Source organism: Streptomyces sp. NPDC005070, from assembly GCF_053600395.1.
Genome location: NZ_JBSFZS010000044.1, coordinates 19228 through 33778 on the forward strand (window position 1 = coordinate 19228; position 14551 = coordinate 33778).

14 protein-coding genes are annotated in these 14551 nt (G+C 73.1%); 3 read left to right on the forward strand and 11 right to left on the reverse strand.

Going from position 1 to position 14551, the window contains the following annotated elements:
- Complete coding sequence (locus ACWEBX_RS17240; RefSeq protein WP_451885679.1) at window positions 1-195, reverse strand: hypothetical protein; 195 nt, start codon at window positions 193-195, stop codon at window positions 1-3.
- Window positions 196-352: 157 nt separating this feature from the next.
- The gene (locus ACWEBX_RS17245; RefSeq protein WP_451885680.1) at window positions 353-2065 is read right to left on the reverse strand and encodes a hypothetical protein; all 1713 of its coding nucleotides are present in this window, start codon (window positions 2063-2065) and stop codon (window positions 353-355) included.
- A gap of 294 nt (window positions 2066-2359) precedes the next feature.
- Here ACWEBX_RS17245 and ACWEBX_RS17250 point away from each other — a divergent pair, with 294 nt between their 5' ends.
- Window positions 2360-2803 (forward strand): DUF4913 domain-containing protein, encoded by a 444-nt coding sequence (locus ACWEBX_RS17250; RefSeq protein WP_451885681.1) that lies wholly within the window; start codon window positions 2360-2362, stop codon window positions 2801-2803.
- A gap of 184 nt (window positions 2804-2987) precedes the next feature.
- Here the strand turns inward: ACWEBX_RS17250 and ACWEBX_RS17255 are convergent, their stop codons facing one another.
- Window positions 2988-4031 (reverse strand): NlpC/P60 family protein, encoded by a 1044-nt coding sequence (locus ACWEBX_RS17255; protein WP_451885682.1) that lies wholly within the window; start codon window positions 4029-4031, stop codon window positions 2988-2990.
- 161 nt (window positions 4032-4192) lie between these two features.
- Here ACWEBX_RS17255 and ACWEBX_RS17260 point away from each other — a divergent pair, with 161 nt between their 5' ends.
- On the forward strand, window positions 4193-4585 hold the full coding sequence (locus tag ACWEBX_RS17260) for a hypothetical protein (protein WP_355763326.1): 393 nt from the start codon (window positions 4193-4195) through the stop codon (window positions 4583-4585).
- Window positions 4582-5871, forward strand: a complete 1290-nt coding sequence (locus ACWEBX_RS17265; RefSeq protein ID WP_451885683.1) for a DUF418 domain-containing protein — start codon at window positions 4582-4584, stop codon at window positions 5869-5871. Before ACWEBX_RS17260 ends, ACWEBX_RS17265 begins: the two co-directional genes overlap by 4 nt.
- On the opposite strand, the gene ACWEBX_RS17270 is transcribed toward ACWEBX_RS17265, so the two are convergent.
- The 8 genes from ACWEBX_RS17270 to ACWEBX_RS17305 all read right to left on the reverse strand — a co-directional run bounded on the left by ACWEBX_RS17270 (window position 5789) and on the right by ACWEBX_RS17305 (window position 14496).
- The gene (locus ACWEBX_RS17270; protein WP_451885684.1) at window positions 5789-7585 is read right to left on the reverse strand and encodes a type IV secretory system conjugative DNA transfer family protein; all 1797 of its coding nucleotides are present in this window, start codon (window positions 7583-7585) and stop codon (window positions 5789-5791) included. The two genes, ACWEBX_RS17265 and ACWEBX_RS17270, sit on opposite strands and share 83 nt — an antisense overlap.
- A complete protein-coding gene (locus ACWEBX_RS17275) occupies window positions 7582-9363 on the reverse strand; it encodes an ATP/GTP-binding protein (protein ID WP_451885685.1) in 1782 nt (593 codons plus the stop codon). The genes ACWEBX_RS17270 and ACWEBX_RS17275 overlap by 4 nt, the downstream gene beginning before the upstream one ends.
- Window positions 9360-10853 carry an SCO6880 family protein gene (locus tag ACWEBX_RS17280; protein WP_451885686.1) on the reverse strand — a complete coding sequence of 498 codons (1494 nt, stop codon included), beginning with the start codon at window positions 10851-10853 and terminating at the stop codon, window positions 9360-9362. Before ACWEBX_RS17280 ends, ACWEBX_RS17275 begins: the two co-directional genes overlap by 4 nt.
- 147 nt (window positions 10854-11000) lie before the next feature.
- Window positions 11001-12224 carry a hypothetical protein gene (locus ACWEBX_RS17285; protein ID WP_451885687.1) on the reverse strand — a complete coding sequence of 408 codons (1224 nt, stop codon included), beginning with the start codon at window positions 12222-12224 and terminating at the stop codon, window positions 11001-11003.
- Window position 12225: 1 nt separating this feature from the next.
- A complete protein-coding gene (locus ACWEBX_RS17290) occupies window positions 12226-12975 on the reverse strand; it encodes a hypothetical protein (protein WP_451885688.1) in 750 nt (249 codons plus the stop codon).
- Between the two features lie 18 nt (window positions 12976-12993).
- Window positions 12994-13281, reverse strand: a complete 288-nt coding sequence (locus ACWEBX_RS17295; RefSeq protein WP_355763305.1) for a hypothetical protein — start codon at window positions 13279-13281, stop codon at window positions 12994-12996.
- A gap of 79 nt (window positions 13282-13360) precedes the next feature.
- Complete coding sequence (locus ACWEBX_RS17300) at window positions 13361-13660, reverse strand: hypothetical protein (RefSeq protein ID WP_355763302.1); 300 nt, start codon at window positions 13658-13660, stop codon at window positions 13361-13363.
- Window positions 13657-14496: a hypothetical protein gene (locus tag ACWEBX_RS17305; RefSeq protein WP_451885689.1), complete on the reverse strand. Its 840-nt coding sequence runs from the start codon at window positions 14494-14496 to the stop codon at window positions 13657-13659. The genes ACWEBX_RS17300 and ACWEBX_RS17305 overlap by 4 nt, the downstream gene beginning before the upstream one ends.
- Between the last annotated feature and the right edge of the window lie 55 nt (window positions 14497-14551).

Consider the following 14551-nt stretch of genomic DNA (forward strand, 5'->3'; position numbering starts at 1 on the left):
TCAGGCCCCGCGCAGTTCGAACCCGCTCGGCAGCGGCAGCAGGCCCGGAGGCAGCGGGGCGTCGGGGAACCAGCGGGCGCCGTCGGTCGGACGCGGCGGGTCCGTACGGTGGTAGCACCCGTTCGCGGGAGGCGTGGACCCGCGGCGCTTCAGCAGGCCCTGCGCCGCGAACCGCCGTGCGTGGGCAGCGGACATGCGCGTACCTCCGGACTTCTCGGTCGTACGGCGTCGGCCCGGTGCCGACACGGGTTCGGGAAGCACAACGGGCCCGGGGTGCCGGTCAGTTCAACGGGGATGGCGGCCGTCGGCCCGAGTGCCCTCCGGCCGACGGCCGCCACCCGCCCCGAGCGGCCTACTTCTTGCTGGGGCCGCCGGGCTTCTTCCGGTACTGGTCGCCCCTCACCCACCCCGCGAAGCCGCCCCCCGTCTTCGGCTCCTTCGCCTTCTTCCCCGACGAACTCTTCTGCGCCGGGGCGTTGGACGGCGGGCTGGGGTTCCTGGGAGCACGGGCCAGGGGCTCTCCGAACTCCGAGGAGGCCGAGCCCGTGCTCGGGGTGTTCCGCTGCGTGTTCGTGTACGAGGGGTGGTACATCTCGGTGTTCCCGACCGGCGGCGGCGGATACGCGAACGCCTCTTCCTGGACGGGCGACTCGGACTGCGGGAAGGAGTAGCCCTGTCCCGTGCCCACCGGCTGGAGAGCGTAGGTGTAATGCGGCTGCCCGGCCGCCAGGCTGCCTTCCTGGAAGCCGCCCGGCGCGAAGTGGTCCCCGGTCGTGGGCATCTCCGCCGTCGGCGAATAGTCGGCTGTCGGGGAGTAGTCCGCCGTCGGCGAGTAGTGCGCGGCGGACGACCCGAGGTCCATGCCGGCCATGCCCTGCGACAACTGGGCGCCGTAGTCCGGTGTGCCGGGCCAGGCCGACGTGCTCGCCCTGCGCTGCTGCTCCTCCCGGAAGGCCGCGAGCTTCCCGTCCAGCGAGTGCGCCGCCGCCTCCTGGGCCTGAAGCTCGGCCTGCACCGCCGCCACGGTCGCGGCCCTGCCCGCCCCTTGCAGCGAGGCGTTGGTGTCCACCCGGGTGAGCTGGCGGCTCACCACCTGGGACAGGTCGTTCGGGCTCTCCGTGCCCGCCACCCGTCCCGTCGCGGGGTCCGACAGGACGACCACCGCGTTGGGGTCGTCGAACGCCTTGTGGAAGGTCTTCAGCGAATGGCCGCTCGCCGCGCTGTCCTGGGAACTCGACGAACTGGCCGAGGACTTGCTCGCGTTGCGCGCCTTCTCCTGGTTGCGCCAGCGGTTCTGCTTGTCCGCGAACTGCGGGTCGTCCGGCGAGGGGATCTGGTCGAACGAGTTCTGCGAGTGGACGTTGTACGTCGCCCTCGTCTCCAGTGACCACGCCCCCGACTCCTGCGAGTCGTTCCTGATGCCCATCACCTTGACGTGCAGGTTGGAGACGAGACCGGCCTCGATCCGTTCCTTCAGGTGGGGCCACTCGTACTTCGTCAGGACGCTGTTCTCCACCTTGCCGCCGAGCATCACCGCCTCGACCGGGCCCCGCGTGCCGTCCACGTAGTGGTTCGACATGTGCGTCCAGAGGTCGGCCTGAACCTGCGCGTCCGACCAGTTCTCGAACCCGCAGTTCCTCCCGTTGAAGATCTTTCCCGGGGGTGAGGTCTCGAGGATGAGGCCGCCGGCCTTCGCCGCCTGACGGGCCGGGTAGTACGGCTCCGTCTTGCTCCAGAGGTACTTCTTGTCGAAGGTCTCCTGCGCCTTCGCGTCCCGCATCCTGTCGAAGTTCTTGTCCCTCCGGTTCGCCCGCCACCAGTCCGCCGGGACGTGCAGGGCGTTGAGCCGGTCGAACTGGGCGATCAGGTTGTTGGCCGCGTCGCCCGACCACTGCGGGTTGGGCTTGTGCCCCTCGTTGAGCCACGTACCGTTCAGGTGGAGCTGGTTCATGTAGCCGTCGAAGGCCTGCATGAACGCTCGGTCCTTGTGCAGGCCGTACTTCGTCAGGTCCGCTCTCATGTCCGTTTCGTCGGACCTGAATTTCGCCTCGTCGAAACGCGCCATCGTGAGGTCCTCCTCGCCGGAGCGGCAAGTGATGTGCCACTCGCCCGCGTTGGGGCACTGCCGTGCCGAACGCTCGTCTTCCGTTGCGACTTCCGCGGCCGTTTCCGCGGCCGCGGAAGACGCAACGGACGTCACCTCCGCGCGGTTCAACCCGGCGCCGGCGCGCGGATCCACCGGACGCGTGAACCCCCTACCGCACGCATGCGTTGTGGTGCCGGGATCCGGGTGTCACGCTCCCCGGCTTCCGCGACCACTGTCCGACGCGGCTTCGGCCGCGCATCAGGAAGGAGCGCCATGACGGTCCAGACGCATGACGCCGAGCAGGCGGCGCCCCCCGCCCCGAAGTTCATCCTCTACCTGGAGGCGCCCGAGTACGGCCGGGCGCTGCGACAGCTCACCCTGTGGGTCCACCACGTGCTGCTCCCGGTCTACGGCAGGGAGGTCACCGCCCTGTCTCCCTGGTGTTCGCGCTGGTGGGAGCACCCGGAGGCGGTCGCCCAGTTGCACGGGCTGTGGCTCGCCTGGGGGGAGCTGAGCGACACCGGCTCCGAGTCCGGTCCGAGCGGTCCGGCCGGCTGGCACCGGGACTATCTGGCCCCGATCATGCAGAACCTGCGCGACCCGTCCGGGGTGTTCGCCGGCTGCAAGCCCGGCTCGCACCGCCCGAAGGAGGTTCCCGTCGTCGACGCCGTCGACCCGTTCGGGCCGCCCCCGGGACCGCCGTCGGCCAAGGGCTGAGGGAGGCGTTCGGGGCGGACGGGCGTGTCCAGGACCGGGGGACCCCGGGCCCGGCGGCGACGAGGGGCGGACCACCGCGGTCCGCCCCTCGCCCGCGTCCGCCCCTCGCCCGCGTTCGCCTTTCTTCCGCGTCGCGGCCTCGGACGTCCAGGCTTCAAGCCTCCGGGCCTCAGCCGTCCGAGTCTCAGCCGTCCGGCCGGACCACCCCCAGGATCTCCATCGACGCGGCCGGGGAGACGTACACCCAGCGGCCCGGGCGCGGGGCCTGGATGATCTTGCCGTCGCCGATGTAGAGGGCGACGTGGCTGGCGTCGGCGAAGTAGATGATGAGGTCGCCGGGGCGCATGTCCTCGACGGGGACGCGCTTCAGCCGCCGCCACTGTTCCTCGGAGGTACGGGGGATGAGGCGGCCCGCGTACAGCCAGGCCTGTGAGGTCAGCCCCGAGCAGTCGTAGGAGTCGGGGCCCTCCGCTCCCCACACGTAGGGCTTGCCGAGCTGACGGGTGGCGAACTCGATCGCCTTCTTCCCGGCCGGGGTCGCCTCGGTGCCGACCTTGTCGAGGATGCCCGAGCCCACCCACTTCGCCTGGGCGGCGTCGGCCTCCTTCTTCTCCAGCGCGGCGATCCGCTCGATCTCCTTCTTCTCCAGCCGCGACTCCAGCTTCTTCGCGTCGTCGATGTGCTTCTCGATCGCCCGGCGCTCGGTGTCCTTGGCGGCGCGGCTCTCCCGCAGGCTCTTCAGGACGCCGGTGGCGTCGTGGGTCCGGGTCTCCAGGTCCTCGCGGGTCGCGGTCAGGGCAGTCAGGACTCCCTGGGTCGCCTGTTGCGCCTGCCGGGCCAAGGAGGCGTTGTCGAGGGCGTGTTCGGGGTTGTCCGAGAGGGCGAACTGCATCTCGGCGGGCAGGCTGTCGCCCCGGTACTGGGCGCGGGCCGCCGCCCCCGCCAGGGAGGTGAGGCGGCCCAGCCGCGTCTCGGCCGCCTCGATCCGGGTCCGGAGCGTGTGCACGCGCTTCGCCTGCTCGGTCACCTTCTCGTCGGCCGCGTCGTACTTGTTCGTGGCGACCTCCGCGTCGTGGTAGAGGCGCTTGAGCTCGGTACGTACCTCGGCGAGGGTGCCGGGCTCGGCCGGATCGGCACCGGCCGGTGGCGGTGTCGTCGCCGCCAGGGCGAGGGCCAGGGTGACGGTCACCGCCGTCCGGTGGCCGTGTGCGCGCAGAGTCCGTCTCATCTGTGCCGAAGCTCCTTCCAAGGGCGTCACGTGCGGGGTGCGGGGCGGGGTCGCCCCCACAACGGGGCGGTGGCGTCCGGTGGTTCAAACCGCGGGTATGAACCGGTGGGACGCGCGCCCCGTTGTGCGTCCAGGTGCGGTTCGCGGACGAAGGGAGCGGTATGGGCGCGGAGTTGGTGCTGCTGGCGCTGTGCACGGGGTCCGGCCTCGGGTTCCTGACGCTGGCGACACGGTCGGCGCTGGCGGCCGTACGGCTGTCCCTGCGCGGACTGCGCGTCATGGGTCAGGTGAGACCCCGGGAGGCGTCGGACCGCCGGTGGGGCGGGCTCGTGGTGTTCTCGGACCATCTGGGGCGGGGGCTCGTCCTCGACCCGGGGTGGCGGGGGCCGCTGTGCGGGCTGCCGCCGGTCGGCGGCCGCGTGCCCGTGGTCTACACGCGGAACCGGCCCGCCACGGCCCGGCTGTGGACCCTGCGGTACCTGCTGGCGCCGTCGTTCGGATGGTTCCTGTCCTCGACCCTGGCGTTCGGTACGGGCGTCGTGGTCTCGTCGTGAGCGGACGGGAGGGCGAGGCGGGCGGCGGGGAGAGTGAGGCGGGCGCTGGTGGCGCGGGGGCTGGCCGGGTAGGCGAGGCGGGCGGCGGCGCGAGGGGCGGCCGGGTCGGGGAGGTCGATGTGCTGCGCGGAGCCGCCCTGTTCGGCATCCTGCTCGTCAACGCGCAGCTCATGGCGGACCCCTACACCTCCTTCGGCGGCGGGCCCGGAGCCTCGGCCGTGGACCGGGCGGCGGCGTGGGGCGTGACCGCGACGACCACCGCCTACCAGCTCTTCTCCTTCCTCCTCGGCTACAGCTTCGTCCTCGACCGGCGCGCGGCCCGGCCGTCGGACTCCGCCGCCGGACTCCGTCATCTGCGGCGCACGGCGGGCCTGTTCGGTCTCGGGCTGGCGCACGCCGTGCTGCTGTACCCCGGCGACATCCTGATGACGTACGCCGCTCTCGGGCTGATCCTGTACGGGCTGCGCGACCTCACGCCCCGGGCCGCCCTGCGCCTCGCGGTCGCTCTGGTGGCGGGCCTGGCCGTCCTGCTGCTCGGGTACGGGCTGCTCACCGTCGCCCTCACCGAACCGGTCACGCCGGCTCAGTACGCGCCCCGGGTCGCGGACACCGTGGCCGCCTACCGCGGTGGTCCCCTGTCGGTGATCGGGGCGCATCTGCGCGAGCTGCCCTCGGCACTCGGCGCGAACCTGATGTACGCCCCGGACATGCTGGCCGCATTCCTCGCGGGGCTCGCGGCGGCCAAGGCAGGACTGGTGGAGCGGCGCGGCCGGGACCTGGTGTGGCTGCGGCGGACCGCCGTACGGTGGCTGCCGGTGGGCCTGGCGGGCGGTGCCGTCACCGCCTGCTGCGCGAACGGGCCCCTGGACAGCCGGTGGTTCCTGGTCGGGCACGCGGTGTCGCTGCTGACCGCGCCGGCCCTCACGGCGTCGTACGCGTGCGGCGTGCTCCTGCTGGCCGGTGCGTCGCGTCCGGCGGCGGCTGTGCTCGCCGCCTCCGGACGCATGGCGCTCAGCCACTACCTCACCCAGTCGCTCGTCCTCGCCTGCGTGTTCACCGGGTACGGGTTCGGGCTGTACGACCGTGTCGGCACGGCCGTCGTCCTCGCGGGCTGCGTGCTCCTGTACGGCGCCCAACTGGCGCTCGGCGCCCTGTTGATGAGCCGGGTCCGCTACGGGCCCGCCGAACTGGTGCTGCGCACGGTCACGCTGGCGCGACGTCCCGGCCGGGCTCCGGCTTGCTCAGGGTCACACCCGGCAGGGCGCGACCGGCTGCCCGTTCCGTGATCGCCGCCGTCTCCGCCTTGGCCGCCGCCGAGATGGCCCCGGCCCCGGGCTCCTTGTACCAGGGGCGCAGCCGGATCAGGGCGGGCCTGACACCGGTCGCGAGGAGCAGCGCGGTGCCCTTCGGCAGGGCGCGGATCCGGTCGGGCGGCAGGACGGCCTCCTGACGGTAGGAGTACGAGCGTGACGTGCCGTCCTTGCTCCGCGAGACGCTCGGGGTGCGCACGTCGTGCTGGCCGACGAGGGTGGAGATCTTCTGGACGAAGTCGGCGTCGTCCAGACCCGCGCCGAGGAGCTTGATGGTCGCCGCGCTCCACAGCGCGTCCATGCCGACCTCCCCCCACACCCGGGCCCCCTGGCGGTAACTCTGCAGCAGCGTGACGACGTTGATGCCACGGGAGCCGAAGTGCGAGTACAGATCGGGGAGATCGGAGATGCGGCACACGTTCGCCGCCTCGTCGAGCACCGCGGTCAGCGGCGGGTCCAGGCGGCCGCCCATGCGTTCGGCGGCCACGACACCGGCCCGCATCGTCGCGTCCGCGAGGCCCGCGATGACGCCGGCCGCCGAACCGCCGCCGTCCTTGGACAGGAGGTAGAGCGTGTCGTGGCCGAGGACGTGCTCGTCCGGGCGGAACTCGGGAAGGCCGGGGTCGGGGGTGACCCAGGCGAGGATCTCGGGGTCGAGGAGGCAGGAGACGGTCTGCCGGGCCGTCTCGTAGATGCCGTCGCGTGTCTCCACCGCGCCCCGCACCGTGCCCTGCAACTGCTCGGCCATCGCCCCGAGCCCGACCTGGCGGAGCAGGTCGATCGGGGCGCGGTCGGCGGGGTCGGCGAGCCAGGCGAGGAGTTCGGTCAGCGGGGTCCTGCCGCGTGCGGCGGCGAGGAAGAGCGCGGTGAGCGTGTTCTGGGCGGCCGAGATCCAGAAGTCCTTCTTCGCGCTGTCGTCGTTGACGGACGCGACGAAGTGGCCGGCCATCCGGCGGGCGCCCTCGATGGTGTGGCACTCGCCGAGGATGTTCCACCACATCGCGCGCGGGGTGTGGGCGATGCCCTGCGGGTCGAACGTCCAGACCGTGCCCGCCTTCGCGCGTTCGGCGCGGGTCACGGCGTACACGTCGGCCTTGTTGGACGTGAGCAGGACGGCACCCTGGGCGCGCAGCACCCGGGGGACGGCGATGCCGGTCGACTTGCCGGCGCGGGGCGCCATGAGGTCGAGTTCCACGTCCTCGTAACTGCTGCGCAGCTCGGGGCCCTTGGGCTCCAGGTCGCCGAGGAGGTTGCCGGTCTCGTCCGGGTGCACCTGATCGCGGCCCGTGAGGCCGGGGCGCAGGTCGCGGGCGCGGGCCTCGATGCCCTTCGGGCACATCGCGGCGAGTTCCCGCCGCCCGGCCAGGCCCTTGGGGCGGGCCGAACGGTCCATGAGGAGGCGTACGACGACGGCGACGGGCAGCGTCACCAGCGTGAGCAGCCCGGCCATGCCTCCGTAGACGGCGGCGGCCGGCGCCTCGGGCCACAGGGCGCCCGGCCCGTCGGAGGCGAGGCGGGTGACGGTGGACAGGGCGAACGGCGGGGCGGCCCAGCCGCTGCCGGAGAGTCCGGATCCGAGGGTGCCGCCGGACCAGACGATCGTGAACACCAGCAGGCCGGTGCCGGCGAGGGCGACGACGGCCCACGGCAGCAGGTCGTGCGGGTCGGTCCCGCCGCGAGGGGCGCTCACGCGGTCCACCGCCCGGCCGCCGCCTCGGCTCCGGGGGTGCCGGAAGCGCCGGGAGCTCCGGAGGTACCGGGGGTGCCGGGGAATCCGTGGACACCCTCCCGCGCGGCCCGTGCCACCTGCTCGGCGGCGCGGGCGGCGGCCTTCTCGACGGCGTCCTCGTTCGGCGTCCAGCGGGTGTTGGTGTTGTGCAGCCGACGCTCCGCTTCGGTGATGGCGACCTTGATGGGGATGCCGGGGCGGCCGCCGACCTTGATGAGGAAACGGCCGCGGCCCGGCGGTTCCTCGTTGTCGCCGTTGACGCCCCAGCCCGGCGGCGAGGACCACGAGGACACGAGTTCGATCTCGCGCCGCGACAGGCCGACCACCCTGCCCAGGTCCTCCATCTCCGTCTTCGGCAGCCCCGCGCACACCACCATCCCGGCCCGTTCGACGAAGCCGCGGGCCTTGGCGCGGTCGGCGTCCGTGCCGAGGGCCTCGGCGTCCTTGAGCGTGTGGGTGATCTTCGCGTCGCCGAGTCCGAGCGAGCGGTTCAGCCGGGTCAGCGCGTCGATGCGGTCGACGATGCCGGAGGCGGCGCGGAGCGGGCGCCACAGCTCGTCGAGGACGGTGAAGAACCAGCGCCTGGGCGCGAGTCCGGCGTCCGCGAGGGCGTGCGAGGCGGCCACCGTGCCGAGCCCGTCCGACCAGGCCGCCAGCATCGCCGCGGCCGTGAGCTGGGTGTCCGCCTCGCCGATGCCGGAGATGTCGATGCACACGGCGGGCGCGTTCGGGTCGATCCGGGTGGAGGTCTCGGAGGCGAAGGTGTCGCCGAGCGGGCCGTCGAGGATGCCGAGCAGGGAGCGGTGCAGCGGGTCGACGGCGTCCCGGTAGCGGGCGTCGTCGCCCCGGTCGAGCGTGACCGCGCGTACCCGGGGCGGGCCCTCGGTCAGCACCCGCAGCACGTCGGGCAGCAGCAACGCCCTGCCCTCGGTGGTTCGTTCGCGCAGATGGTGCAGGACGGCGGAGAGCACGGACTGTTCGTGGTCGTCCATGGGCCGCCCTCGGACGATGGTGATGAGGGCGGCGACCATGTTCAGCACGCGGCCGTGCGCCTCGGCCTTCAGAACCTCTCCCGCCTCGCCGCCGATCTTCACGGCGGCCTCGCCCATGGCACCGGGGTCGAGGACGTTGATGCCGCCCCGGCCGCGGCCGATGGAGATCACCTGGCCGCCCAGCGCGCGGACGGTGTCGGCGTAGTCGGGCTTGAGGTCGCCGAGGACGAGCGGGACGACCCCGGTCGCGGCGAGCCCGATCAGCATGCGGTTGACCAGGGTGGACTTGCCGAGGCCCGGCATGCCGAGCATGAACAGGGAGGGGTTGGAGATGTAGCGGGCCCGGGTGAACCAGTTCAGCGGGTCGCCGCAGACGGTGGCACCGGTGAACAGGTGCTGCCCGAGCGGGACCCCGGTCATCGGCGATCCGGAACCGGCGGCGAAGGGCCACATGCCGCACGCCTGCACGGTAGTGGCCCGCCACATGGTGGGCGGATCCATGTAACCGACGCGCCCGCCGCCCACGCCGTACCAGCCGCGATGCGGAACGAACAGCTCCTTGGGCTTCACCGGAGCCTTGGACGCTCTCCTCGCATCACGCTTCGACGTTTCCTTCGCCAGGGCGTTCGCCGTGCCGCTCTCTCCGTCCGCGGCTCCGCCCGCGCCCCCGTCCACGGCGGTGAGCGTCTGCCGCTCCTCGGCCAGCCGGTCGGCCCGCTCGGCCTGCTTCTGCTCGCGCCGGCTCACAGCGCCTCCTGGAGTTCGTGCGGGACGAGGGTCTGCTCCCAGGGGAGGATTCCCGCGGGCAGCGTGCAGGTGAACGCCGCCGCCTGCATCCGGTCCGCGGGCCGCATCAGCACCCGGGACGCGGCGGTCAGGTTGCGGATGGTGACGCTCGCGTCCGCCAGCTCCTCCAGGCTGTCGACGGTGACCGTCAGCATCAGCGAGAACTCCACGAGCCCGGCGCCCGAGGCCTCCTCGGCGGCGGTCTGCTCCGCCGCCCTCACCTCGGAGGCCGCGCGGGCCTGCACCATGCCCTTGCCGGACGAGGCCATGAACTGGGCGGTGCGCCGGTCCGCCTCGACGATGCGGGCCGAGGTGGCCGGGTCGATGGGCCGGTAGACCAGGGCGACCCGCTTGCGGCGGGTTCCGGGGGCCGCCTCCAGCATGCCCCGGAGCACCGAGGAGCGGACGGTGCCGCGCGGCGCCAGGGTCAGCAGCCAGGTGCGGGAGACGCCGGAGTCGTGCTGGTAGCTGTTCACGGTCTCGACGGCGGCGGCGGGGCCCGCGTCGTCCCACTCCAGGCCCGTTCCGCCCTGCTGGGCACGGGCGGTGAGGACGTCGGCGGCGACGGCGGGGTCGTAGGCGACCCGGACGACCTCGGCGATCCGCTCGGCCGACAGCGGGTAGGCGGCACCGCCGCCGGCCGCGACGAGCCCGCTGAGCAGGCCCGGGATACGGACGGCGAGATCGGCGATCACGTCGGCCTTCTTGCGCCGCTGGGCCGGCGGGACGCCGTAGGTCAGCGTGACGTAGGTGTGCATCTCGGACGACGCGCTCGGATACCGCTCCACGACCTCCTCCATGACCGCGCGGGCGGCCGGCGGAGCGTCGGGGTGGATGCGGGGCAGTACCTCGTGGGCGAGCCGGGTGCCCGGGTCGGGGGCGGTCTCGACGATCACGGTGGCGCCCTTCAGACCGGGTTCGTGGGCCAGCCGGGCCAGCCACTCGCCCCACAGCGCCACCCATACGTCGACCTGGTCCGGGTCGATGAGCGAGCCGCCGTCGGGGTCGCAGCCCAGGACGATCGTGTACAGGTTGCGGACCGGGTGGTGCAGCACGCCGAACGGGCGGTCGTAGGCGTCCCGGCCCTCGGTCGCGGTGACCTTGTTGAGCAGGCCCGGCGGGCGGAACCGGCCGCCGGGGCGGGCGGACAGCGGGCCGGAGACGTAGAGGTGCGCGCCCTTGGCCCTGCGGCGCCACCACCCGACGCGCAGGGTGATCAACTGGTAGACGTTGCGCCCGTCCTGGGTGCGGATGGCGAGCGGCACCAGGAACACGACGACCGGGACGAGCACGACCAGCGCCGCGTACAGCGAGATCAGTGACGCGAGCAGGGTGACGATGAGCCCGCCGAAGACCCCGAAGGTGCCGACGAGTCCGAGCGGTCCGAGCCCCGGCCGTCGTGGCCTGCGCCAGTTTCCGTAGGTCGGATGGATGACGGCTTCCGTGGACATGATGAGTCCGGTTTCCCTTCGTGAGGTGACGGGGGTTGGGCGCGGCGCGGTGAGACCGCCGGGTTCCCGCGGGGGGAGCGGGAACCCGGCGGCCGTTCACGGGGGGCGGGAGAGAGGAACAGAAGGGGGCGGGTCAGGCGACGGGGGTCACTTGTTGTGGCCCAGTTCGCCGTCGGCGCCCTCGACGGCACCGGTCACGGTGGAACCGGCCACCTGCGCCGCGGCGACCGCCGCGAGAACGGCGACCCCCGCGGGTCCGGCGGCCGCGGCCGCGCCGCCCGCCGCTGAGGCACCCGAGGCACCGGCCCGGCCCGCCGCGGCCGCGCCGTTCGCGCCACCCGCGCCCGCCTCTCCGCCCGCCCCGGTGGCTCCGGACGAGCCGCCCGCTCCGGACGAGCCGCCCGAGCCGCCGGATCCGGTCGCCCCGCTCGGCCCCATCTGCCCGCCGCCGCCGGAGGCGCCGCGGCTGCCGCCGAGCTGCACCGCGCCGCTGGCCAGGCTGGAACCCGCCTGTCCCATGGCGGACATCGGGTTGCCGGTGCCCATGGCGGCGGTCGCGGGCACGATGAGCTTGAGCAGCGCGGGCAGGGCGACGGCGGACAGCAGCATGACGCCGATACCGGCGATCCGGGTGTTGATGGTGCTGACGTCCCCGGTTCCGCTGTTCCTGCCCGAGTTGATCATCGCCATGCCGGCGTTGAGCACGAGGGCGACGGCGGGTTTGTAGAGCAGCCAGGCGATCATCCAGCCGATGTGCTTGCGCCACCAGCCGGCGCCCCAGTCGGTCATCGAGGCGGCGGCGGCCAGCGGGAGGGTGCCAAGCAGCAGCATCATCACGCCGAGCCGGATGTACATCAGGACCGTGTGGACGATCCCGGCGATCAGCAGCAGGAACGCGAGGACCAGCAGCAGGAAGGACTGGATCCCGCTGCCGTCCGAGCAGGCCCCGACGTTGTTCAGCGAATCGCGTACGGCGTTGTTGAACAGGTAGTTGGAGTAGCTGTCCCCGACGGCCGCGGCGGCCACGACGACGGTGGTGGCGGCGCCCGAGACGAGCACCACCCGCATGATGCCCTTCAGCGCCGTGCGGCCCGCGTCGCCCTTGCGCTCGATGGCCATGCGGCAGGCGGCGAACAGCAGCGAGCCGACGGCGAGGTAGACCACGATCCACTGCGTGTCGCTGCTGATGTCCTTCGACGTCTGGGTCTGCTCCAGCGTCGGGACGTTGGTGGTCAGCGCCGCGAACACCGCGACCGCGCCCGCGAGGATCGTCTTCGCGATGAGGTCGACGATGGTCCCGATGGGATCGCCGAGAAAGCTGAAGAACCCCTTCACCAGGTCGATGACCGGGTTCCCGGAGGTGCAGTTCACGTCAAACCCCCCACAGGACGAAGCCGTTGGTGCTCTGGACGGCCGACACCGGCGAGTGCAGCGAACCGTTGTCGTCGGCCTTGACCTTCCAGTCGCCGCCGCTCCAGGCCAGGGAGATGTCGGTCGCCGCGTATCCCTGGGCGCTCTTGAGGAGCAGGCGGACCGTCGCGGCCTTCTCCGTGTACGAGCTCACGGAGAAGCCCACGTACGACGCGACGGCCGTGCCGCTGTTCTGGCTGTCGGTGCTCTGGACGGTGGCCCGCTGGAACGCGAACATGTCGCGTCCCCGGCCGGGGACGACCTGCTGCTCGGTGACGGTGTGCCAGTCCGAGCCGCTCATCTGCGAGGGGATGATGTGGGCGGCCAGCGCGGCCCCGGTGGGCGTGTGCGCGTAGCACCACCACAGGGGTCCCTGGATCCGGGTCGGCCCCGCGGAGACGGAGACGGGCACCCGCGCGACACCGAGCGTGCGCCAGCCGACGTCCTCCGGCGCCTTCTCGGGCAGGACCGTGCCCGCGCTGTCGTCGGTACGGCAGCCCCGCGGCCGGCCGTCCTTCGCGGACGGGCCGGCCAGGGGGCCCTCGGTGGCCGCGGCGTTCGCGTGGGCCGCTGTCGTGTCCGGGCCGGACAGCAGGGTGACGACGCCGCCCACCACAACCACGACGGCCAGGAATCCGGCCGAAAGCTGCCAACTGCGCTGTTTGTAGTACGGCCCGGATTCCGCGAGCCGGCGTTCCCTGCGCTTGAACATCACGACCGTCCGCCGGGCCTACGCGAAGACGAAGCTGACGAGCGGGCCCGCGGTGGCCACGAGGACACAGCCGCCGAGCACCATGCCGAGCCGGCTCATGTGCTCCGAGCTCTCGCCCCGCTTCACGGACATGGCCATCATCGCGCCGGTGATCAGCACTCCGGCGACGCCGGCGGCGGTGCCGGCCCAGGCGGCTATGCCGAGGACCGTGTTGACCTTGGAGGTGAGCTCTCCGGGGGCGTTGGCCGCGGGCTGCGGGACGCCGGCGGCGAGGATGTTGGTGGCTTCGTACAGCAGAGAGGACATGAGGATCTCCGAAGGGTTCGGCGCCCGGCACGAGCGGTGGGCGGGAGGGTGACTTGCTGTGCGCGAAGGTGCGTCGGGGTCAGGGACCGAGGAGCTGGAGGCTGCCGAGGGCCGCGACGAGCGGACCGGCCGACGTGGCGACCAGGCAGCTCAGGGTCACGAAGAAGACGCCGCGGAAGTGCTCGCCGCCCTCGCCGGGATCACCGCGGCGGAGCTGGAGCGCCATCTGGATGCCGACGATGATCAGTCCGCCGACTCCGCAGGCCGAGGCACACCAGGCGAGCAGGCCGAGGATCGTGTCGGCCTCCACGGGCGGGGTGTACGCGGCCAGGTACCGCGCGCCGGCCAGGAACCGCGCGTCGAGGAGGGGCTGGGTCACGACGCGGCTCCCTCGCCGTGGTGCCCGGCGCCCACCAGCGCGGCGAGCGCGGCGAGTTGCCGGGGGACGGACTTGGGGCGGCCGCCCGTACGCCACGCCGGTATCCACGGCACGCGGTGCACCCGGGCGACGGAGCGGAGTACGCGGACGCGGCGCAGCAGACCGAGCGGGAGCCGTCCCGGGGCGTCGGCCACGAGGACCACGCCCAGCAGTTCGAGCCCCTGGGGGGCGTCGCCGTCGTTGAGCGCGCCGAGCGCCTGGGAGACGGACCGCAGCCCGCGCGCGCTGGTCCGGCCGACCAGGACGACCCGGCGTGGCTCGCCGCGGGCGGGGTCCGGCCAGCGGGCCCCCACCTCCACTCCGCCGAACAGTTCGGCGAGCGAGGTCGCGCCGGAGCCGCCGTGTGCCTTGACCCATCCGACCTCGTCACGTGACGTGCCGCGGGCCGCCCTGGGCGCCTTCGGCCGGCCCCAGGCCGGCTCCGCACCGGAGGCCGAAGCCGCCCGCCGCCCGGCCCCGGCCCGCGCCGGAACGGCCTTGGGCCGCGGAGCGGGGTGCACGACGGGCTGAGCCACGGCTTGAGCCACGGCCTGCGGTGCGGGCTGCGGCGCGGGCCGCGTTCCGGCGTGCGCCACGGCCTGGGCCACGGCCGGCGGTGCGGCCTGCGTCCCGGCGTGCGCGGCGGGCTGCGGTTCGGCCTGCGCGGCGGGCTGCTGTGCGAGTGCCGTCGGGGGGTCGGCGGGGGTGGGTTGTGGCTGCGGTGGTGCCGGTTGCGGGTTCTTCGGTCCCCGTACCCATGACCCCGGGCCCGACGGCATCGCCGAAGGAGTGCCCATGTGTGCCCCGCCCCCCTCTTCACTCGTAGATCGGCTGCTCTGGCTCATCTGGTTT

What these genes read in the sequence shown, in the direction of transcription:
- ACWEBX_RS17250 (WP_451885681.1), top strand. Translation starts at nt 2,360, where the DNA reads ATGACGGTCCAGACGCATGACGCCGAGCAGGCGGCGCCCCCCGCCCCG.
- ACWEBX_RS17280 (WP_451885686.1), bottom strand. Translation starts at nt 10,853, where the DNA reads ATGTCCACGGAAGCCGTCATCCATCCGACCTACGGAAACTGGCGCAGG.
- ACWEBX_RS17240 (WP_451885679.1), bottom strand. Translation starts at nt 195, where the DNA reads ATGTCCGCTGCCCACGCACGGCGGTTCGCGGCGCAGGGCCTGCTGAAG.
- ACWEBX_RS17245 (WP_451885680.1), bottom strand. Translation starts at nt 2,065, where the DNA reads ATGGCGCGTTTCGACGAGGCGAAATTCAGGTCCGACGAAACGGACATG.
- ACWEBX_RS17295 (WP_355763305.1), bottom strand. Translation starts at nt 13,281, where the DNA reads ATGTCCTCTCTGCTGTACGAAGCCACCAACATCCTCGCCGCCGGCGTC.
- ACWEBX_RS17305 (WP_451885689.1), bottom strand. Translation starts at nt 14,496, where the DNA reads ATGGGCACTCCTTCGGCGATGCCGTCGGGCCCGGGGTCATGGGTACGG.
- ACWEBX_RS17260 (WP_355763326.1), top strand. Translation starts at nt 4,193, where the DNA reads ATGGGCGCGGAGTTGGTGCTGCTGGCGCTGTGCACGGGGTCCGGCCTC.
- ACWEBX_RS17290 (WP_451885688.1), bottom strand. Translation starts at nt 12,975, where the DNA reads ATGTTCAAGCGCAGGGAACGCCGGCTCGCGGAATCCGGGCCGTACTAC.
- ACWEBX_RS17255 (WP_451885682.1), bottom strand. Translation starts at nt 4,031, where the DNA reads ATGAGACGGACTCTGCGCGCACACGGCCACCGGACGGCGGTGACCGTC.